21 protein-coding genes, 1 pseudogene and 1 riboswitch are annotated in these 21,542 nt (G+C 40.5%); of the genes and pseudogenes, 5 read left to right on the top strand and 17 right to left on the bottom strand.

What is annotated here, in order from left to right:
* Positions 1-47: 47 nt before the first annotated feature.
* The 4 genes from ACFFGV_RS08035 to ACFFGV_RS08020 form a co-directional block, all read right to left on the bottom strand.
* Positions 48-197, bottom strand: a complete 150-nt coding sequence (locus ACFFGV_RS08035; protein ID WP_377346447.1) for a hypothetical protein — start codon at positions 195-197, stop codon at positions 48-50.
* A gap of 61 nt (positions 198-258) precedes the next feature.
* On the bottom strand, positions 259-1,785 hold the full coding sequence (locus ACFFGV_RS08030; RefSeq protein ID WP_377346444.1) for a glycine betaine uptake BCCT transporter: 1,527 nt from the start codon (positions 1,783-1,785) through the stop codon (positions 259-261).
* Positions 1,786-2,842: 1,057 nt separating this feature from the next.
* Positions 2,843-3,364 (bottom strand): competence protein ComK, encoded by a 522-nt coding sequence (locus tag ACFFGV_RS08025; protein ID WP_377346441.1) that lies wholly within the window; start codon positions 3,362-3,364, stop codon positions 2,843-2,845.
* Between the two features lie 155 nt (positions 3,365-3,519).
* The gene (locus ACFFGV_RS08020) at positions 3,520-3,669 is read right to left on the bottom strand and encodes a hypothetical protein (protein WP_377346439.1); all 150 of its coding nucleotides are present in this window, start codon (positions 3,667-3,669) and stop codon (positions 3,520-3,522) included.
* Positions 3,670-3,776: 107 nt separating this feature from the next.
* Here ACFFGV_RS08020 and ACFFGV_RS08015 point away from each other — a divergent pair, with 107 nt between their 5' ends.
* The gene (locus ACFFGV_RS08015) at positions 3,777-4,259 is read left to right on the top strand and encodes a DUF3939 domain-containing protein (protein WP_377346436.1); all 483 of its coding nucleotides are present in this window, start codon (positions 3,777-3,779) and stop codon (positions 4,257-4,259) included.
* Between the two features lie 468 nt (positions 4,260-4,727).
* Here the strand turns inward: ACFFGV_RS08015 and ACFFGV_RS08010 are convergent, their stop codons facing one another.
* Positions 4,728-5,918 carry a M48 family metalloprotease gene (locus tag ACFFGV_RS08010; RefSeq protein ID WP_377346433.1) on the bottom strand — a complete coding sequence of 397 codons (1,191 nt, stop codon included), beginning with the start codon at positions 5,916-5,918 and terminating at the stop codon, positions 4,728-4,730.
* A 172-nt stretch (positions 5,919-6,090) separates the two neighbouring features.
* On the opposite strand from ACFFGV_RS08010, the gene ACFFGV_RS08005 reads away from it, so the two are divergent.
* On the top strand, positions 6,091-6,678 hold the full coding sequence (locus ACFFGV_RS08005; RefSeq protein WP_377346431.1) for an SCO family protein: 588 nt from the start codon (positions 6,091-6,093) through the stop codon (positions 6,676-6,678).
* 230 nt (positions 6,679-6,908) lie between these two features.
* On the opposite strand, the gene ACFFGV_RS08000 is transcribed toward ACFFGV_RS08005, so the two are convergent.
* The 6 genes from ACFFGV_RS08000 to ACFFGV_RS07975 form a co-directional block, all read right to left on the bottom strand.
* A complete protein-coding gene (locus tag ACFFGV_RS08000) occupies positions 6,909-8,450 on the bottom strand; it encodes a fatty acid--CoA ligase family protein (RefSeq protein ID WP_377346429.1) in 1,542 nt (513 codons plus the stop codon).
* Positions 8,451-8,621: 171 nt separating this feature from the next.
* Positions 8,622-9,983: a PFL family protein gene (locus tag ACFFGV_RS07995; RefSeq protein ID WP_377346427.1), complete on the bottom strand. Its 1,362-nt coding sequence runs from the start codon at positions 9,981-9,983 to the stop codon at positions 8,622-8,624.
* A gap of 11 nt (positions 9,984-9,994) precedes the next feature.
* On the bottom strand, positions 9,995-10,270 hold the full coding sequence (locus ACFFGV_RS07990; protein WP_377346424.1) for an ACT domain-containing protein: 276 nt from the start codon (positions 10,268-10,270) through the stop codon (positions 9,995-9,997).
* A gap of 151 nt (positions 10,271-10,421) precedes the next feature.
* Positions 10,422-10,500, bottom strand: a riboswitch (glycine riboswitch).
* Between the two features lie 98 nt (positions 10,501-10,598).
* Positions 10,599-11,390 carry a metallophosphoesterase gene (locus ACFFGV_RS07985; protein WP_377346422.1) on the bottom strand — a complete coding sequence of 264 codons (792 nt, stop codon included), beginning with the start codon at positions 11,388-11,390 and terminating at the stop codon, positions 10,599-10,601.
* Positions 11,391-11,519: 129 nt separating this feature from the next.
* Positions 11,520-12,524, bottom strand: coding sequence for a lipoate--protein ligase (gene lplA / locus ACFFGV_RS07980; RefSeq protein ID WP_377346489.1), 1,005 nt, complete (start codon positions 12,522-12,524; stop codon positions 11,520-11,522).
* Between the two features lie 90 nt (positions 12,525-12,614).
* Positions 12,615-13,355, bottom strand: coding sequence for an MBL fold metallo-hydrolase (locus ACFFGV_RS07975; protein WP_377346420.1), 741 nt, complete (start codon positions 13,353-13,355; stop codon positions 12,615-12,617).
* 164 nt (positions 13,356-13,519) lie between these two features.
* On the opposite strand from ACFFGV_RS07975, the gene yhfH reads away from it, so the two are divergent.
* Entirely contained in the window at positions 13,520-13,648 is a 129-nt protein-coding gene (yhfH, locus tag ACFFGV_RS07970) for a protein YhfH (protein WP_377346417.1), read from the top strand.
* A gap of 270 nt (positions 13,649-13,918) precedes the next feature.
* On the opposite strand, the gene ACFFGV_RS07965 is transcribed toward yhfH, so the two are convergent.
* Both ACFFGV_RS07965 and ACFFGV_RS07960 read right to left on the bottom strand, forming a co-directional pair.
* Complete coding sequence (locus ACFFGV_RS07965; RefSeq protein ID WP_377346415.1) at positions 13,919-14,932, bottom strand: LacI family DNA-binding transcriptional regulator; 1,014 nt, start codon at positions 14,930-14,932, stop codon at positions 13,919-13,921.
* 168 nt (positions 14,933-15,100) lie between these two features.
* A complete protein-coding gene (locus ACFFGV_RS07960) occupies positions 15,101-15,409 on the bottom strand; it encodes a hypothetical protein (RefSeq protein WP_377346412.1) in 309 nt (102 codons plus the stop codon).
* A 221-nt stretch (positions 15,410-15,630) separates the two neighbouring features.
* Here ACFFGV_RS07960 and ACFFGV_RS07955 point away from each other — a divergent pair, with 221 nt between their 5' ends.
* Positions 15,631-16,953 (top strand): GntP family permease, encoded by a 1,323-nt coding sequence (locus ACFFGV_RS07955; RefSeq protein WP_377346410.1) that lies wholly within the window; start codon positions 15,631-15,633, stop codon positions 16,951-16,953.
* 35 nt (positions 16,954-16,988) lie between these two features.
* On the opposite strand, the gene ACFFGV_RS07950 is transcribed toward ACFFGV_RS07955, so the two are convergent.
* The gene (locus ACFFGV_RS07950) at positions 16,989-17,924 is read right to left on the bottom strand and encodes an aldo/keto reductase (RefSeq protein WP_377346407.1); all 936 of its coding nucleotides are present in this window, start codon (positions 17,922-17,924) and stop codon (positions 16,989-16,991) included.
* Positions 17,925-18,078: 154 nt separating this feature from the next.
* Here ACFFGV_RS07950 and ACFFGV_RS07945 point away from each other — a divergent pair, with 154 nt between their 5' ends.
* Positions 18,079-18,465 (top strand): carbonic anhydrase, encoded by a 387-nt coding sequence (locus ACFFGV_RS07945; protein ID WP_377346405.1) that lies wholly within the window; start codon positions 18,079-18,081, stop codon positions 18,463-18,465.
* A gap of 207 nt (positions 18,466-18,672) precedes the next feature.
* Here ACFFGV_RS07945 and ACFFGV_RS07940 read toward each other — a convergent pair.
* The 3 genes and pseudogenes from ACFFGV_RS07940 to ACFFGV_RS07930 all read right to left on the bottom strand — a co-directional run.
* Positions 18,673-19,386 (bottom strand): annotated as a pseudogene (locus tag ACFFGV_RS07940) (AraC family transcriptional regulator); the annotation flags it as partial.
* 206 nt (positions 19,387-19,592) lie between these two features.
* The gene (locus tag ACFFGV_RS07935) at positions 19,593-21,047 is read right to left on the bottom strand and encodes a PH domain-containing protein (RefSeq protein WP_377346402.1); all 1,455 of its coding nucleotides are present in this window, start codon (positions 21,045-21,047) and stop codon (positions 19,593-19,595) included.
* Positions 21,044-21,520, bottom strand: a complete 477-nt coding sequence (locus ACFFGV_RS07930; RefSeq protein ID WP_377346399.1) for a PH domain-containing protein — start codon at positions 21,518-21,520, stop codon at positions 21,044-21,046. The genes ACFFGV_RS07935 and ACFFGV_RS07930 overlap by 4 nt, the downstream gene beginning before the upstream one ends.
* Positions 21,521-21,542 lie beyond the last annotated feature (22 nt).

Here is a 21,542-nt window from a genome sequence, read left to right as displayed (position 1 = left end):
ACCGAGCTTCTTGACACTTCTTTACCGATAATTTCAGAACTCCATCCTCAAGTAGATAAGTCGCAATCGACCTCAATTGCGACTTGCTTGCAGGAGCTAACTAATGGCAAAGCTGTTGTACCGCCAATTGCAATTTCTACAATCGGTACAACGGAGTCACAGATAACGATTGTTATCTGTGCCAACGAATAAATCAAGCTGTCATATCCATCGGCTGAGCTCATAAAAAAAGCTGTCAAATAAACGACAGCATGGAAGTTATGTTTTATTTTTCTCCTTCGACGTAATTTGACCTATACCTAGTTCTTTTCCTTCTTTATAAATTGCTTTAACAAAGCTGAACACCATTAGCAACATAATGATAGAAAAGGGTAGAGCAGCGATAATCATCGTGTTTTGCAGAGCTTGAAGACCTCCGGTATATAGCAAGGCTAGTGCCGTTGCAGATAAAAGGCCTCCCCAAGTTAATTTAATAGATGTACCTGGAGTCTCCGATCCTCCCGTCGTCATCATCCCTAGCACAAAGGTGCCTGAATCAGCAGAGGTTATAAAGAACGTTGCGATTAAACACATTGCGACAATAGAAGCAATCCACCCGAGAGGGATGTTTGAGAATACCCCAAACAATGACTCCTCTGTTGCCAATTTTGAAATGGTATCCACACCTGTATGCTCGAGATGGATAGCTGTACCGCCAAAGGTCGAAAACCACAAGAAGCCAATGACTGATGGGACAATTAAAACAGTAAAGACAAACTCTCTAATGCTTCTCCCTCTTGATACCCTTGCTATAAACACACCGACAAATGGTGACCAAGCAATCCACCAAGCCCAATAGAAAATAGTCCAGGAATTAATCCATTCCCTCGTCTCCTGATCTAAAGGAGCAATTCGAAAACTCATCTGCGGAAGGTGCTGTATATAGCTTCCGATAGAATTTGTAAACAAATTTAATATAAGCATCGTAGGTCCGACGATGAAAACAAGCAAAAATAGAACACTTGCTAGGGCCATATTCGCATTGCTCAATATTTTAATCCCTTTTCCAAGACCACTCCAGGCTGAAATCATAAAAAGAACTGTAACTATTGCTACTATAATAAATTGAACCAGGATACCTGTTGGTACACCGAACAGATAGGACAGCCCTCCGTTAATTTGAACCGCACCAAAACCAAGCGTGGTAGCCACCCCAATCACCGTTGCTATGACAGCAAGGATATCAATGACTTTTCCAAAAAGACCATTAGCTGATTTTTCCCCGATTAACGGCTTTAGCGTTGCACTAATTAAACCTGGTTGACCGTGGCGAAAGTTAAAATAGGCTAAAATAAGCGCAACAATTCCATATATAGCCCAAGCATGGATGCCCCAATGGAAATAAGTATATCTTAATGCATCTTTAATAGCTTGATCAGTACCCGTTTCTCCTGTTGGAGAGCTAATTGCATAATGACTTATTGGTTCGGCCGTCCCCCAGAAGACAATACCAATCCCCATTCCAGCACTAAAGAGCATCGCAATCCACGTAGGTCTTGAAAATTCTGGTTCATCTCCTTTTTTACCCAACTTGATTCTCCCAAGTGGCGTAAACAGAAAAGCCAGACACACTATAACAAACAATGTAACGCCAATTAAATAATACCAGCCTAGCTTATTTGCGATAAAAGACTTTATGGTGGTTGTCATTCCTTCCAGGCCATCTGGCCAAACAACACCGATAATAACAAGCACTAGCATGACGGCTGCTGAAATCTTAAATACCGTTGTATATTTACTTAACACCAATTCAAGCTCCTTTCTGAACATAGACATATCTTTAGTATTGATTACAAAGCTGTTCTTATGCGGAGCCTGTTCGTACTGCTCATATTGGTATTCCCCAATGCTAAAGTTGCTTGTATGGCGCTAATGCACAAAAATTCCCCCTTTAGAAAAAGGGGGAAGCAATAGAATATTGACTGGTCATAAATATTTTTAGTTACTTAAAAAAACAGAAATATATTTCTTTTCCAGCTACAGGAACGGTATGTCCTATCCTATATATATTAGTAATAATAACATGCCCATTATTAGTGAAATAAATAGGCTAACAAACAATTGTAACTTACCATATAAAGAATGTTTATTATACTTACCAAAACTGACAAATATACATATCAGAGAAAATACAAACAAGATTATGGTGGTAACCATTCTCACATCATATTGACCACACTTTAAAGACATAAAGCGAGAGCTTAATAGGTTCATTTGTATAATACCTAACCACAATAATACCCATGCTACATTAGGTTTGTTCGTTGAATACATAAATTTCATCCAAGCGTAATCAAATCCACGACGTTCTAACATTTTCACCAACTGATAACCTAAACCTAAAGAAATTACATACATTATCATTACAGTCAGTATGGATAACCAAAGATTTTGTGCTTGGAACACAATACCCGGAGAGTCATCATAAGGATTAAATCTAAAGAATATGTACTGCTTATTAGAATAAAAAGTGGTAATGGTATATGCTTCCACCCGGTAAAAGGGAAAGGGATATCCAAAACGGACTACTTCCCCTTTAATAGGAGAAGGAAAAAAGAAAGCTGAATAAAACACAAAAAAACATATCAATAGAGGAATAAACAACAATAACGTTCATTTTATTCTACTCATAATCTCCCCCCCCAAAACATGCATTGACTAAACTTTCTAATAAAGTGTAAGGTAAAACAATATATCCATCAACTAGATTCATCCCAATGCTTACAATGTAAAAAGACCCTCCTTCTAAACTAGGAGGATCTTATATATACATAATGAGCTATCCTGGTAAGAATGATTTCTCTCACCCAAAAGGCTCTGCTACCTGCTCATGGCTTCCGTGTCTTGGACTATACTGAAGTCGTTCATTGAGTTTATAGCGAAATTGAGCTGTTCGTTGTATCTGGTTACCGATAGAGCCCTGTGACACCACTAGTGCAACTGCTTTCTGGTTGGTAAACGCAATTATTGTCCTTAGGTTATCATCACTACGCTTAATGTAATCGATATGGGAATGCGCAATCCACGAGCACAGTTTATTCTGCGGGGAGGTCGTGGGGAAGAAATACATTCCACTAGCAGGGTCAATGGCAATAGGTGCTTTGTGTGTAATACCGCAAACGTCTTTAGTACCGTCCTGTCGTCCCCTTAAACTGCTTCCAAAAAACTTGCATGCTTGGTCAATAATCTTTTTAGGACTTTCCTTTACATAAAAGCTCTCGTTTTTCTCCACGATGAAGGAAATAAGATCCCCCTCGTCTGTTTCTTCTGCAAGAATGGCTAGTGTATAAGGTGATACTTCAAATTCCGTTTTCCATTGTTCCATATCATTCATCCTCTCCTATTTCCATTTACAGTTAAAAAGTAGCATACTATTACAGGTAATAGGAGATTTTAGGTAAAAAAATGCAGTTTTTTAATTTCTGCAAAGGCTATCTCACTTAAAAAATGGTCTCCCGGCCTCCTGCATCATTTGTTACACTAAGAGAAGGAAGCGGTTTCCTGTTTTAGTGGAGCCATGCCAGGTTGGTCTTTGGCATGCATAATCTCCCCTTCATCATTCATCCCAAAATCAGGATTTAAGATAGTGTATTTTTCGAGCTCTGCTTCCATCTTTTCTATTTGTTCCATGGTGTATGCCTCCTGTATGAACGCTTTTCCTTCTAGGGTGTGCGAAACAGCCAGAATTTAAACGCAGCACAGGATGCGATTGAGGAGAAAAAAAAGGAGGATATTTTATGTGGGGAAGAAAAAAGAAAAAGGAAACTAAGGATCATTCCCGTGATAAAAAACAGGATTTACCGATGAGAGATATTTCGTTATACGAGCTTCGCCAGGCTATTCAATCGTTCACAGCTAACCTTCCAGAGGGTATTGAGCTGCAAACGATTATTAATACGGATAATACGATTGACTATCATTTTCTAGCTCCTTATTTGAAGGCTATCCCTCATCAAACCTATTACATGTCTCGAGAAACGTACGATGTGTTTGAAGATAAGGACCGTCAGATCGCGATTGATTTAGACCGCATTCAGCAGGCGGTGGATAAGTATGTGCAGCAAAATAGTGAGCTGCCTATCATTGAGGGAGACCCCTATCGAAAGGTGAACTTTTTTAAATTAGAAAGAGCAGGTCTTCTTACGGAACGTCCCGACCGTGCTTATTACATCACAAAGGACGAATACATGATTACGTATCAGCAGCCTGGAAGCGAATAAGGCTGTTGTTTTTCGTCTATATCCTATTAGTTGTCTTGTAATGAGCTTCGACAAAAAAAGGACCAATGCTACAAGAGCATTGGTCAAAAAGAGACGACTGGTTAACTTTTGAGTGAGGGAATTACTCGTGAATAAGTGTTCTCATATCGAAAAGACCTATTCACCAATTGCGCTTATGACCCGTAGTCTAAGCACATAAGACGTATAAGCTCCAGCATATTCGAATTTCAGAGACAGGAAATCCGTAATATCTGTTGACTTATTTGCCTTAAGTTTATTTTAATATAATCTTGTACAAAAGTAACCGAAAAAGATTTGCGGGATACCGCAACCAATTGCGTTAATGTAACAAATTGTCAATGTTGTTAGAACAAGTTGATTGCCCATATTCTTGAAAAAGTCTGTCAATTCTTGTCGGAATTTCTTCCAATTTGATGTTATATTTGTATAACTTTATTCTTGTCGCTACTACTGGTCCTCCTTTTCCTTAGCCTCCCTAATCCTTTCTAGCCTCTCTTCAATCGGCGGGTGGGTGTAGCGCAGCCATTTAATCCATGAAGCGGGCTGCACATCACTGTGGGATTGTTTGGCGAGTGCTCGGTATCCCTTTAAAGCTGGTTCTAAATTGTCTGTTTGTTCTATCGCATATTGATCCGCTGCGATTTCCATCTCTCTTGAAACCCATAACGACAATGGCTGTGTCGCAAATAACAGAATAGAGGTTACTAGAAGTAATAGTGGTATGTGGGTTAAATGTGATTGCGGTATGCTGCTTCTTTTACGAGTGTTACGGACTACGACTGGAAATAGACGAGATAACACAAATAACAGCAGGAGACTAAACAGTAAATACCCTGCTATCCCAAGATACACATGATTCATGACGTAATGAGCAATTTCATGAGCCAGAATAAATAGTACTTCATCAGGCTCCATCCCCTGTAGGGTAGTATCCCATAACACGATTCGCTTCTGTGGTCCAATCCCTGTCACATATGCGTTAAAGGTGGTAACTTTCTCGCTCATGTTAACTTGATAGATTTGCGTCTCCGAAATTCCCGCTTCACTTGCAATGTCAATAATATCTTGTTTTATTTCGGAATCCTGCAGTGGTTGAAAATCTTCAAATAGGGGATCAATCCAAATTGGCTGCACATACATTAGAAAAACTACCACCGGCAATGAAATAATCCATACGGCTACCCACCAAAAACGTTGGTATCTCTTCATACACCATCTTGCTATGCAAATTACAGTGCTTATTGTCAGGACAAAAAATAGGGATTGTAACCCCCATTCACCTAACCAGTCCAACAATGACTGCTCTCGAACCCCAGCCAGTGTTGATAATCCATACCCTGCCAAATCAAGTGGTAAGGCAATAATTACATAGCTACCTGCAAGCATTGCTCCGAATAATACGGATCTTAGCCACTCCCTCCTGCATGCTCCCAGCAGCCAATTCCGCCATACCTCGGGATATTCGGAGGTGGACAATAGCCATAGGAATAGCCAGGGAAATGTTGTCTGTGTGAAGGAATAGGCATGCCAATATGCACCAAAACGTGAGTCAGCATACGTCTCTAATGGATACAAAAAAGCGAAATAACTCCATAGTATTAATAGAAAAAAACTGTACAGCCAAACACTCCGTCTCATGCTATCTCTCCTCTCCTCTACCTCTATTATAATTAGCCTCCTGTCCCTTATACAAAAAATAGCCACACTTTTGTCATCACTTGTTCATCATTTAGCACGAGAAAAGAACGTTTCCTGCTGTAATATGAAAGTAACAACTGGAAATATTTATTGAACCGGAGGGGAAGGACTCATGCATAAAAAATGGTATGTTCTCTTTATTTCTATTTTAGTGACTGGAATTGTCAGTGGTATAACGTATTTGGAATTCTTCCGCGATGCAGGGGTTAAGCTCCCAACAGATGTGAATATGACCACTGCTAGTGGAGAGGCGTATGACTTAGCTCAAATGGATAAGAAGGTTAGAATTGTTGAGTTCATGTACACAGCCTGCCCAGATGTTTGTCCGCTCACTTCCCAGCGCATGATGCATTTAAAAGAACAATTTAAGGAAGCTGGGGTATATGGAGAGCAGGTGGAATTTTTATCCATTACCATCGACCCGGAAAATGATACCCAAGAACGTCTACACAAATACATGGAGGTTTACGATGCCCACGATGATGAATCCTGGACATTTATAAGGGGTTCCCTAGAGGATACGAAGCAATTAGCCGAACCATTCCGATTTTTATTTAAGGATAATGGTACTGATTATTTGGTTCACACCTCCTACACATATGTATTGGATGAAAGGAATAGCCTTGTTGCCAAATTCCCTATGGGGGAAGGATTTGAGAAGGAGCGTGTGTACGCTCAGGTTATGAACCTTGTTCAATAGGCGAGAAAGCTCCTAATCCTCACAGCAGGATTAGGAGCTTTCTATGTGGGTGTGCTCATATTCAAAGGATCAGCCCATCGTTCATAGGAATCTCCTATACACTGAATGAGATTTCCATAGGCTTTCCTACTGATTTCGGAATGGTTGACGGTTATTAGTACACGCACGTTCTCTGAAAGAAAGCAGCATGTAGAAAACATTTTACTTCATATTGCTTTAGGTGATAGATACTAGGATTGTTGAACCGTTTCGCGCAGACTCTTACGCAATATCTTACCTGTTGTATTCTTCGGCAATTCCTCCAGAAATTGAATAGATGCCGGAAGTTTATACTTAGCTAGGTGGCCGGTGCAATAATCATATAACGCCTGCTCTGTTACGTTTGGATCATCTACTACGACAAACGCTTGAACTGCTTCTCCTAGATTCGGATCAGGAGCACCAATGACTGCAACTTCTGTAACATTCTCATGACGATAGAGTACCTCTTCTACCTCACGAGGATAGACGTTATATCCTCCGACAAGGATCATGTCTTTCTTCCGATCGACAATGTAAATGTATCCTTCCTCATCCATTCTAGCCATATCCCCTGTATAAAGCCAGCCATCTCGCAATGCAACAGCTGTTTCCTCAGGCATTTTATAATACCCTTTCATTACATTAGGGCCACGCACGACAAGCTCGCCAACTTCCCCAGCAGGAAGCTCCTCGCCAAGTTCATCTACTATTATATTTTCTACATTCCATATGTTTGTTCCAATCGACCCAGGCTTTCTAGGGCGATCAAGTGGGTTGAAGCTCGTTACTGGAGATGCTTCTGACAATCCATACCCTTCGGAAATAATAACGTTAAAGGTTTCTTCAAACTGCTGTAATAAAGCAACCGGCATGGAAGCGCCGCCGGAAATACAAAGTCGTAAGCTTTGTAAGGAGGCTTTATGTTCTACTCCACCTTGCAGCAAATAATTGTACATGGTGGGAACTCCTGCGAACACGGACGCTTGGAATTTTTCTGTTACTCGGAAAACTTCCTGTGGAGAGAACTTTGGCATGACTAATACCGTCCCACCATTCATTAATGGAGCATTTAACGAGACTGTAAGACAGAAGACGTGGAACATAGGGAGAGCTGCTATTACTGTGTCGTCATTATTCATTTGCAGGTAATCCGCTACATCCTTCGCATTGGAAAAAATATTTCTATGCGTCAGCATTGCCCCTTTAGGAGACCCTGTTGTACCAGAGGTGTACAGGATAACACCTATGTCTTCTGCATCGAGTTTTGGGCTGATAAAATCCAGACTGCCTTCACTGATCACCTTTGTAAACGATTTCATTTTACCAGATAGCGACCTTTTCTCCCATGGAATGCTAGAGTCTGTTTCTGCCACAATAATATGCTCGACCTTCGCTATAGAGCTCGACATTTTTTCGAACGTTTCTAAAAACAAATCCATTGAGATAACTGCCTTCACATCACCATTTTCCAGCATGTACCCCATTTCTTCAGCTGTATATGTAGGATTAACTGGAATTACAGTTAAACCAAGCCGAAGTGCACCGTATAGACCGATAATAAAATATGGACTATTCCCTGTCACCAGAGCAATATGGTCCCCTTTTTGAAGACCCATTTGTTCTAAGCCTGAAGCAAATTTGGTCACCGATCCTTCCAGTTCTTGATAGCTTGTTTCCTGATCCTGAAAAATATAGGCTGTCTTTGTTGGTATTTCTCTCGCTGTGATCGCCAATTGATCACTAATGTTCATGAATACCTTCCCCCTTACCAGTGAATGAATAGTCATTCATTTTATGGCAGCATTTCCATCTATATTATAAAATATTAAAAACTTTCTGACAAGCAATACTCTCATTAAGTCGAATTGCTGGAACAGAAAAAAGCCTACAGACTTCTCCTGTAGACTCTTCTTGCAGTATCCTTAATTTATTAACGCTTGTAAAGGAGCTGGAATACGTCCGCCCCGATTAATAAACGCTTCAGAGCTAAAGCCATTTACGCCCATGACTGGTGCTCTTCCTAATAATCCGCCAAATTCCACCATCGTTCCCTCTTCTTTATCCGGTACTGGAATAACCCTTACAGCAGTGGTTTTCTTATTGATCATGCCGATAGCTGCTTCATCTGCAATGATTCCAGATAGCGTTGCAGCAGTAGCTTTACCGGAAAGAGCAATCATATCAAGGCCAACTGAACAAACACAGGTCATAGCCTCGAGCTTTGGAAGAGTTAAGGATCCATCGTTCACACCTTGTATCATCCCATTATCCTCGCTGACTGGAATAAAGGCTCCGCTCAATCCACCTACGTATGAGCTTGCCATCGCTCCGCCTTTTTTCACTGCATCATTCATTAGCGCAAGAGCAGCAATGGTGCCATGGGTACCTACGCGCTCTAAACCAATTTCCTCTAGTATTTCTGCAACACTATCATTCATAGCATTGGTAGGTGCAAGAGAAAGGTCTAAGATTCCAAACGGAACACTGAGACGATCGGCAACTGTTCTGCCTATTAGTTCTCCAGCTCTTGTTATTTTAAATACCGTCTTTTTAATGATTTGCGACACCTCACCTAAATCTGCTTCAGGGTGGCGTTTCAATGCACTCAATACAACACCGGGTCCACTTACTCCAACATTTAGGACGGCTTCCCCTTCTCCGGTACCGTGGAAGGCTCCTGCCATAAAGGGATTATCCTCTACCGGATTGGAAAAGACAACCAGCTTCGCACAGGCAATACCGTCCTGGTCTCTAGTGCGTTCAGCGGCTTCTTTAATAATGGCCCCCATTTGTTTAACCACGTCCATATTTATTCCTGTCCTAGTAGTAGCAACCGAAACAGAAGCACAGACTCGTTCTGTGACAGATAAAGCTTCTGCAAGGGAGTCCAATAATGTCTGATCTCCTTTGGTAACCCCTTTATGGACAAGTGCGGAGTAGCCTCCTATGAAGTCAACCCCAGTATCTCTAGCTGCCTTATCCAGCGTTTTAGCTACCTCAATGGCTTCTTCTCTCGTCGCGCCACCAAGAATTTCTGCTATTGGTGTTACAGAAATGCGTTTGTTAATAATGGGAACTCCATACTCTTTTTCTACCTGTTCGGCATAGGGCTTCAAATCCTTGGCATAGCTGACGATTTTATCATAAATGCGTTCTTTCATCTTCTCCACATCGCTATCAGCGCAATCTCTGAGATCGATTCCAATAGTAACCGTTCGTATGTCTAGGTTCTCCATCTGTACCATGCGAATGGTTTCAGTAATTTCATTCAGTTCAATATTCATTGCTTATCCTCCTATACACGATGCATTGCCTGGAATACTTCTTCCAGCTGTAAATGGATTTGGACACCCACTTCGTTTCCTATAGTGTCTAAACTTTTTCTAACTCCATCTAAATCCTGTGCTGCCCCAACATCGACTACCATCATCATGGTAAAAAACTCTTCCACAATCGTCTGGCTTATATCCAACACATTAATATTCTTATCTGCTAGTACAGTAGTTACTTTCGCAATGATACCTACTTGATCTTTCCCTATTACACTTACTACTGCTCGACGTCTCTCCATCTTGTTTGTCACCTCGGTCGTGTTATTGTATATCTAATTAAATTTTGCTGGTCTTTTCTTCTAAAGAAAGCCAATTAAAAAAAGATTGGAAGCAGCTCCAATCTCTTATGAATCACTAATGAACACACATAATGCATGAGTTGTTGTGTTCTCTCGCGATTCTGTCCATTTGCCTGAGATTGTGAACCCTTCGGCGCCACTACTAAAGTGGTCTCTCCAGAATGTGCTCCTGCTATAGTGTTACCCACAGCAATCGTAGCCACTATTATTTTAATGTACTAAAGTCATCATACCAACCAAATAGTTGTCGGTCAACGGCTAAACAAGCTTATCTTTTGCCTAATTCATGAATGGTTAGTTCACTTCGGACAAGAAAGCGGATATTCAAATTCGATTGCCCTATCCCTTTGGAAATGTAGAAATGTCCTTTATCGTGAGGATGTTTACCCTGGTATTTACCAGAACGCGCTACACTTCCCATATTTACCAACTTAAAAAAATATGGGATATTTACTTGTTTTCCATGGAGGTGGCCAGCAACAAGCATCGTAAAAGGACGATCCAATTCTGTCATGATTTCAGGATCATGGGTTAAAACGATAACATCTTTTTGTTCAGGGTTAGAGAAGGAAAAGCTTGTTTCCATATCGTGCTGCCCCTCCCCAAAATCATCAATGCCGACTAGAAAGACATCTTCTTTTTCCACCCATTCGTTTTTTAACAACGTAATCTGATGGGAGCGTAACAAATGCTCTAAGTCATCCAACGATTGGAGATAACGGTCATGATTTCCCAGCACAGCATATGTTTCCACGCCAGTGGTTGCAATCATTTCGAGGAAGGAATCAAGCTTCAATAGTTCAGCTTCGTTTTCATCAATAAAATCCCCAGTTAGAAAGATGTAATCTGGCTGTTCGCTTTCAATGACCCCTTTAATAGTGGATAGAGGAACTCGAAGATGCTTCATATGAATATCGCTGATTTGTACAATTTTTTTCGTGACCTTTGTTTCCCAGCCTATACGTTCTACTTTTAACCAGCGCGTTGGAACAATAAATAACAGAAAGAAACTGCCCATTAAAGAGGCTACACCAATAATACTCCATAACAACTGCTTCATGCTTGTTCACCTACTATTTAGATTTCCTTTATAACATAATCTACCAGAAATGAAGGAAGATAGATATCATTGTTTTTGGAAAAAAGTAAAAAGAGCGAGCCTCTTGGTAGGTTCGCTCCTGTAATGGGTTTAATAAATGAGAGACAAGAAGTCTTCACGAGAAATACGTCCAAGATAGTGAGAGATATCTAAATCTTCAATAGCTTCATCAATAGATGCTCGTTCATAACGGGCACCAATGAGTCGGTCCTCAATCTCACTCACATCTCCAACACCAAAGAAATCACCATAAATCTTGGCATTCTCAATGATTCCCTTTTTCACGTCTAGACGAACATCCACCGTACCTCCATCGAATCGATGGGAGTGTTGAATATTTGCTGCAGGAGATTTTCCATAATTCCATTCCCACTGTTGATAGCGTTCGTTTGAAAGTTCATGAATCTTCTTCCAATCGTCCTCAGTCAATGTATATTGTGGTACATCTTCTACTGATTCCACATCAAAAATGTAGCGAAGGATTAATTGTTTGAATTCGTTCATAGACATCGATTCATCCATTAGTTCAGAAACATTAGCTACACGGCTGCGAATAGATTTGATTCCTTTAGAGCGAATTTTTTCGGACTTTACGCGAAGTGCTTGTACAACATTTTCAATTTCTGAATTAAACATTAATGTTCCATGACTGAACATACGGCCTTTGGTAGAGAATTGGGCGTTACCGGATATCTTTCGTCCGTCCTCTAATTGGATATCATTACGACCAGACATTTCAGCCTTAACTCCAAGCTTCTGGAGCGCATCTGTTACAGGCTGTGTGAACTTCTTGAAATCATTAAAGCTATTACCATCATCCTTCGTCAAGAAACTGAAATTCAAGTTTCCTAAGTCATGGTACACAGCTCCCCCTCCGGACAGCCTGCGAACTACCTTAATACCATTTTCATCTACATAATCGGTATTAATCTCTTCTATTGTATTTTGATTTTTACCGATAATAATGGATGGCTCATTAATGTAAAACAGTAAGTACGATGTATCATTATCAATTTCTAGGTTCTTTAACACATATTCCTCGATAGCGAGGTTAATTTGCGGATCTGTAATTCCCTCATTGTCTACAAATAACAACATTGCGTTATTCCTCCTTCAGTTTTCCAGCGACTCTTCTATATTTTAATGGAAAGTGAGGGCTTGTTCAATTGTTATGGGTTATCTGTCCTATGACGATTTACTTTCCCACATTAAGCCGTCTCCTGCTAAACGTATTGGCCCCTGGTAATGCTGCTGTGCCTGCTGCTGCAACTGTGATAACTCTCCGAAATGAGGAAGATGACTAAGCCACAGCTCTTTCACATTTGCAGCAGTTGCAATATGAGCACATTCAGAACTCGTCATATGACCAGGCTTCGACCCATCCATCCCTTCATAGAAATTGCTATCCGTTATTAATAGATCAGCATCTTGGCTAAAAGGAATAAATTCCTCTTTAAAGCTCGAGTCAGCAGTGTAGACTACACTTGCCTCATCATCAGAAATTTTCATTGCATAACATGGTACTGGATGATTCGTTTGCAGAAATTCTATACGAAATGGACCAATGGTTACACCCTGATCGGGATGATATTCCATACCTTTTGTATATTCATGTGTGAGAGCGGCAAACCCTGACTTATCCTTTTTATGACCATAGATGGGAAGTGTACGATTCGTATTGTGAAGGATATTCTGCACTTTCCACGCATATTGCATCACTCCAATATCTGCAACATGGTCAAAGTGATAGTGAGATATAATGACAGAATCCAGTTCCATCACATTCATTTTGGACTGAAGCTTTGACAGTGCCCCACTGCCAAGATCCACCAGCAAGTCAAAGCCATTTGAAGATATAAGATAGCTGGATGTTGCTCCTTCTGCGGCAGGGTATCCTCCCCAAAATCCGTTAACCGTTACTTTCATGTTTACTCCTCCTTCTGTTGTGGTACAGATATTCATTTCATAAAGCTACAAAGGTTGATGTAATGCGATTTGAAAAAAAGTACAAGTTGTTATAATACAAAAGGTTGTATTTTTCACCCTGTTGTAATACAATAAATGTAACAATTAATTGGAGGGATTTTCAAATGTTGAACGCTCTTGAATTCTTCAAAAACCTACCGGACAAAAAATGCTCTAAATGCGGAAACACCATCCAGGAACAAGCAGATTGCTACGGTAATCTTTGCGAAGAATGCGACGATCCAGCTCGTTAAAAAACCAACTGTCCTTCATATTGCCCCAACTAATTTTCTCTAAACACCCTACTCGACACATCAACAAGATTCGGTACTCTATGCCTACACTGTACGACTTCAGTAAGGAAAATGAAAGAAAAACTATTACTCTACTATAAATAAAACAGATAGCCTTATGCTATCTGTTTTATTTATAGTATAACAGTTTGAGTGGTGTGTTTTGCATTTTGTTGGCGATTCGTTTCTTTCTACAAAAAAGCAGCCTTCCTTTGGAGGGCTGCTTTTTCATTACATTGGCACAGCTATATTTCTCATCGTCGAGTTCCTTTGCTGTAATGTATGGTCAAACACATATTCTTCTCTCTTTTGACGAAGGTGTTGTTCAATGTGCTGAATTAATACTTCCACTGATTTATTGGCCATATCCACAATTGGCTGCTCCACTGTAGAAATGGATGGGTTCATCAGCATGGAGATGGTTTGATTATCAAATCCCACCACCGCCAAATCCTCAGGAATTGATATTCCTCGTTGTATGGCTTCATAGATAATGCCGGCAGCTACTTCATCAGATCCTGTGAATATTCCATCAATCTCCGGATCCTCCTCTTGTATTATGGAAAGGATTTCACGGCCATTATCCACATCCATCGCTTCTTGAAAGGAATCATGCTCCACAAATGCTACCCCTCTATTATGAAGCGCTTTCATAAAACCGCTTCGACGTGCCCTTGTGATGGAGCTTTCTGTATTGCCACATAGAAACGCCAGCTTTTTACATCCTTGTTCCACTAAATGCATCGTTGCATCGTATGCCGCTTGCTTTTGGTCTATGTGAATGATGGCTGTATTAGCTTCTTCCATATTTTCATTACACAACACAATTGGACCAGAAGCTAAGTATTCTTCAATCTTCGTCCAATCATTATGAACCGATGTCATTATTAGCCCGTCTACTTGCTTTTTACGCAGCAGTTCTAAATAATCTATTTCTTTATCGGCAGAATAGTGGGTTTGGCATACAATAACCTGATATCCCCATTCAGAAGCTTTCTTCTCCATTGCCTCCATCATATGGCTGAAGAACGGATTTGTTATTCTTGGAAGTAGGACAGCAATAGTCTCTGTCTTTTTATTTCGTAATCTTCGAGCCGAAGAATTTGGGACATATCCAAGATCACCCATGGAGCTTAATACTCGTTGCCTTTTTTCTTCACATACGTAAGGTTGATTATTAATAACTCTTGATACGGTTGTTCTCGAAAGTCCGGCATGCCTCGCTACATCTTCAATAGTTGGCATTCTAACTCCCCCTGCTATCTATATTTAACAAATTGAAACCGTTTTCATATAAAAGTTTACTAGTCTTTGGAAAATAACGCAAGATGAAATCGCTAATTCATAGTTGATGAACAGTCGCTGCATAATAAAAAAACTCTGGCCCATCACCAGAGTTCTCTTAAACAGATATTAGGTTGTCTGCAAAAATTGCTTCCGTTTTATAAACAGCAGGACGCTTAATACCAATATGCTGAGTACAGTTAAGAAAGAGCCGAGTCGTAATCCTGTCATAAAAAGAGTTTCAACTGTTCCATAGGAATAAATCGTCCAGCCCAACACTGCACATGCCCCTAACACCACATTCAAGGTTGCAGCTACAAACGAATGCGCCATCATCTGTCCAGTTTTCTTAATCATAAAGAAAGCGTACTGATACGTTAAAAGAAAGATAAGAACAAAACCACCAACATACAATACATAACTGACATCCGGGTTCATCGCATCGTCTCCTCTTTTTAAATTGGGCAACGCAAGACTTTCTCTATATATAAAAATAGTTCTTCCTCTAGTATCAATACCCTTCTACAGAATGAAAAATAGGCTAATGGAACTACTCGTTCTTCTCCAAGTCCCTAATCAGATTCATCAGCATGAAATAGCTCTCATTCACACATAACTAATACAACAAACTTTTGTAGTGGGGAAGGGACTGATGTGTTATGGTTTTAAGCTTTATTGGGTTAATTGGTGGACTAGCACTACTCGTATATTTAACATTAAAGGGGTTAAACCTGCTCGTTGTCGCCCCTCTTTGCGCATTGCTGGTAGCCGTATTGAGCAACATTCCTATTTTCCCACAGCTTACAGATGGGGATGGGGCAACGTTTTTACAAAATTATATGAACAGCTTTGCCAATTTTGTAGCAGACTGGTTTCCTATGTTTTTACTTGGTGCTATTTTCGGTAAGGTGATGGGAGATAGTGGAGCAGCTCAAAGCGTTTCTAAGTGGGTGATTGGGAAATTAGGGATAAAGCGGGCTGTACTAGCCATTGTTCTTGCCTGTGCTGTATTAACCTATGGAGGGGTCAGTTTATTTGTGGTAGCCTTCTCGGTGTATCCCATGGCAGTCAGTCTTTTTAAGCAAGCTAATCTTCCGAGACGATTTATCCCTGCCACTTTGGCATTTGGGTCGGTTACATTTACGATGACGTCCGCAGGGTCCCCAGAAATTCAAAACTGGATTCCCATTGAGTACCTTGGAACCAGCCCCTATGCAGGCTGGGAGGTTAGTATAATTGTGGCCATCTTCCTTGCCCTGACTGGTTATTGGTGGCTTCAGACGTTAATCTCTAAAGCACAAGCAAATGGAGAAGCATTTGAAGAAAGAGAGGAGGACCCGGCTACATCTAACCGCGAACTACCTAATCCTCTGTTTAGTATTATCCCACTTGTTATTGTGCTTATTTTATCTTTCACTTTACACGATGCTTTAGAGAAATCAGCCCTCATTGTTGCATTGTTAGGCGGAGTACTGTCTCTTTATATATTAAATAGAAAGTATTTTCAGGATTTCTCAACAGCATTGTCTGAAGGGACTACTGGAGCTCTCGTTGCCATAGGCAATACAGCTGCTGTGGTTGGCTTTGGAGGGGTAGCGAAGGCCTCCAAAGCATTTGAGCAATCAGTGGAGGCAATGACCAGCATTCCTGGCAGTCCTTTAGTAGGGGGAGCTATTGCTGTTAGTGTTATAGCTGGGCTTACTGGATCGGCTAGTGGCGGGCAGGTTATTGCCTTGCCTATATTGGCACCTCACTATTTGGATATGGGAGTAAACCCTGAAGCATTACACAGGACCATTACCATTTCCTCTGGGGCACTCGACTCCCTTCCTCACAATGGATATGTAGTAACTACCATTCGAGCTATTTGTGATGAAACTCATCAACGCGCTTATTGGGCAATGGGAGCATTGACGGTAATTTTGCCGCTCATTGGAGCAGCCATAGCAATTCTTCTTTTTTCCTTAGGCCTAGGTATATAAAAACCGCCTAATGTGGTTGATTAGGCGGTATAGTATTAATCTGTAAATATGGAGCTGATTGTATTCATTTCCTCTGTCTTTAGATTCACATCCAAAGCGGTGAGATTATCCACCACTTGCTCGCTTCGTTTCGCTCCAGGGATAACCGCATTAATGGATGGACGCGTAAGATACCATGCTAACACTACGTGTGGTACACTTACTCCTTGATGCTCAGCAATATTTTGAAGCTGTTCTACCTTAGCAAGATTTTTCTTGAACATTTTCCCTTGAAACATTGGACTATTGGCGCGAATATCATCCTCTGGAAAGGTTGTATTTTCATCATATTTACCAGCTAATATTCCTGAAGCAAAAGGAAAATAAGGAATGAATGAAATATTGTGTTCAGCCGTGTATGGGAGCATTTCCTTCTCCGCTTCCCTATGCAGAAGATTATAATGAGACTGGATAACGTCAACGTACCCATCTTTGTTCGCTTCCTTTAACTGGTCTAGAGAGAAATTCGAGACTCCAATGGAGCGAAGCTTTCCTTCATCCATTAATTCCTTGAGAGCCCCGACAGCTTCATCCTTTGGAGTAGAATCATCCGGGAAATGAATGTAGAACAAGTCAATGTACTCCGTACCAAGGCGCTTTAAGCTCGCATGTACAGCTTCCTTTAAAAAGGCTGGAGAATTATTATATACAACATTTTCTCCTGTCAGCTCATGGGCACCTTTTGTAGCCAGTACAACATCGTCACGATTAAACTCCTTTACGACCTGGCCTACTAGCTCCTCAGAACGCTCTGGCCCATAGATAAAGGCTGTATCAAGGAAATTCATTCCGTTCCGTAATGCTGTTCGCACCACATCCTTACCTGCTTCTTCATCTAGGTTAGGATAGATATTATGTCCGCCTACCGCATTTGTACCTAACCCTATCGGATTCACAAATAAATCAGATGCACCTAGTTGAACTTTACGCATTGCATTCACCTCTTTCTCTATTAAGAAAACACTCTAAAAATGTAATACCACATTTAGCAAGGGGAGAAACAACTAAAGGATGTATGTTCGTTTGTCTATACGAAAACCGTACTTTATATTACAATAAACTCATCATCAATAAGGAGGAATAAATATGGCACAAGGAACATTTGCTACTGCTATCAATTGCATGGACGGGAGAGTTCAAGACCCTGTCACAGAATGGATGCGAAGCCAGTATGCTGTGGATTATGTAGACATGATTACAGAGGCTGGTCCGACGAAATATATGCTAGAGGCAGATGGGGAAGCCCTGGAAGCCCTTCAGGCAAAAGTACGCATTTCTGCTCACAACCATGGTTCAGAGGTCATCGCGATTGTCGCCCATCATGACTGTGCCGGGAACCCTGTCTCTAAAGAGGAGCAATACATACAGGTACGCGATGTTGTTGAGATGATTCAGGCGTGGGACATGAACCTGAAGGTTATCGGACTGTTTGTGAATGAGAATTGGACGGTCGAAACCATCACAGAAGTATAATAGAGTACCATTTCCTAAAGATATAGAATTTCGATAGCATATGCAGCATATTAGTCACGATACTAAATGTAACCATATAGTTAGCACATACTAAAGCTTGAGATCTTGTCTCAAGCTTTTTTCCATTACTGTATTCCTTTGTCTCAGGACAAGCCTCCTAATTGTTAATGTTCTTATTTGTAAAAATGAAGTGATACAATATCCTCTTCAACGTGTTTTATTAATCAAGTCAATATATTGTGAATCTCCGTAGCCTACAGATGGAAACAACGTCATAAGCTTGTTGACTAAAGCTGTAGTTGACAACTCCTTATTCCTTTTAATATACGTTACAATCACATTGTCTTCTTTTAGCATATCTAAGTAAATATCTATCGCTCGATTCATAACCGGAAGCAATACATAAGAAGGTTTTTCATGACTTACCAATACTTCTTTATACACAGATTCATAATGACCTAGCTTAACTTCAGTTTGTTTCACCTTAAACTCTTCCTCTTTGAAGCTATGTACATACACAGTTCCTTTATAGCTTGATTGTTCTAGATAGGAAAGTATAGTAAGTAGGTTCATTTGGCAAAACATGTCTTCCCCAAACCATAAAACGAGACAGCTATACTCTTTATTAAAAAGACGAGCTAAAGGTTTAATCACCTTTTCCTTATATCCTTCTACAGAATCCCGATGTCCTGACGCTCTTGTGGTTATAAATTTTGGACCAAAAACGTGCTCTGTAGTCGCGTTCACACACATCGCTTCATTAAAAGGAGCATAATTAGAATCAGAAAGCAGGTTGTTAGCTTTCCATTCCTCGTACATACACTGACCATTCAAAATGTGAAGTACATCTTTGGTAAACAACTCACTCTTCTCCTGTTGTACTGTTTCCATCTCCTCTTTTCTAGAAACAATCATGTTTTCCATCCCCCACATTAGTGTAAGCTACGTACATAAACGGTCTTTCCATAGCACCCTCATTACAACGATGAGGTATCTTTATTATCATCAGTTGATTTGGGGGTGCTATTAGCTTGGAGAAAGTTCAGGGTTCACTAGACAAACGGAACCTATCAAGAACAAGCTAGACCTTTTTACTAGAAGATTTTCCTGATGTACTGTTCAAGGAATTAATCCAGCTCCATTTCCTTCCTTTGTTGGAGGAAGGCGGTTAATTCTGCATAAAGGTCAGGATCTAATTCCCTTGCCTTATATACTAGTTCCAACTGATCTGTTGCAACAGCTATTTCATAGGTTGCTAAATTTCGCCACAATTGCAGAATGGACTGTGTTCGTAGTATCGACTGTAGCCCCGGCCAAGGTATGACGACAATTTCCCTTTCTAATAATCTGCTTGACGTCACCATTTTTCCATCCACTGTTTGAATACCATTATCCCTATAGCGGAGCTCTGATAAGTAGGCTAGTAATGGAGTGACTAGAAGGAGCCACCATATCGGATTCCATAGAAACCCTGCACCCATACATAAAATGGTTGGAGCAATTACTCCACGAAAGTAGAAACGAATTCTTGCTCGTTTCGGGGAATGAACAAATCGCGGCTGCACATAGTATTCCGGTACAAGCCGCTCAATGAGACTCCATGTTCGCTGTTTTCTTACTAACGGGAGTAGCAAGGCTTTTTGAGTGTACTCATCTCCATCATAGCCAATACTATCAAATTCTACAGAATGAAATCCGAGCCAGCCTCGTAAAACACCTTCTCGAATGCGAATGGCTTGAATGCGATTGACCTCAAGCGCTACATTCTTCGTGCTCCACAAGCCATAGGCTATATGAAGTGTGTCCTGATCCCGGATTACACGGTAGTTAGCATAGCGCAGCGCTGTTATGATGGTTCCAGTCACCCACGAGATAAGAGCAGCAATACCAATCCAGGAAATAAACAGCAGTGGCTTCGTTACTATTATTTCACCAAGGTCTAGCTTATTCACTCCTGCAAATAGAGGAAATTGAATAAGGAATTCTCCAAAGGTATCCATGACTTGAGAGATAGACGAGGTTATTACCGTTAAAACAACGAACATCATCCTAGATGTTGCACTCATTACAAATAAATAACCCCATGGCAGCTTAAAATCAGGCTCTTCCTTCCTTGGTTTATCTTCTTCAGATACTTCGGCATTACCTTGTTTCTTTGCATAATAAACAATATTTTCTTCTATTACTTTAGCGTCTGATTCTTTCAGGAAAAGCTTGGCACTAGAGTCCTCTGACTTGCCTGCTGTTTCAATGGCAATGGTAGTAAGCCCTAGTAATTCCAGAATGCGATTAGAGCTATAGTTTACACCTGAGATTTTAATATGGGGATACGTTTCATACTTTTTAGCAAATACACCTTGATAGATATAAAATTGTTCCTCATCCATATCATATTGGAGAAAGTACCATCGTACCCAGCCAATAATCATACCTAGTACAATTAACCCTAGAATAAATAGAATGGGATACAGGTATTCTCCATTTCGAAAATCATTAAAAGATAGAATAATAAATAAAAAAATCGTACCTCTGATGAATTGAAATCCATAATGGATGAAGGCGAAGGGATGTTGTCTTTTCAATATTCCTCCCTCTCCTTTGCAAGATCGATGACTCGATCACGTATATCCTCTGCCTTATCCTCTTCCACAGCTGGTATATCATAAGAGCTTCCAGCAGTAAAAAAGGTTGTGTTGGCTAACGCATACATTCGTAACAGTGGTCCTCGTTTAACCGTAACGTGTTGAACACGAAACATCGGAATCGTCACATGGTGCTTTTCCCACACTCCTTTATGTATAACAAGTCTATCCTCATAAAGCTGGTACCATGTGTTTTGTCTTCTTCTCTCTGCGTACCATAACAAACGATAGCAGCCCCATATTATAATTAATGCATATAACCCATAGGCTACCGACGGCACCCAGTCGATTTGTCTAAAAATGAACCAGCCAAATGATACAGCTACTGCACTTATGACAATTTCTAACAAATATGTTATTCGAAAGTAAGTCGCGGCACGCTTTGGCAGCGAGACATAATCTAATTGCTCCATTCGTTATCCCCTTCCATACAAA

Source organism: Pontibacillus salicampi (assembly GCF_042434395.1).
Classification (GTDB): Bacteria; Bacillota; Bacilli; order Bacillales; family BH030062; genus Pontibacillus; species Pontibacillus salicampi.
Note: the sequence above shows the minus strand (reverse complement) of the source record. Positions and strands in the feature narration are given on the sequence as shown.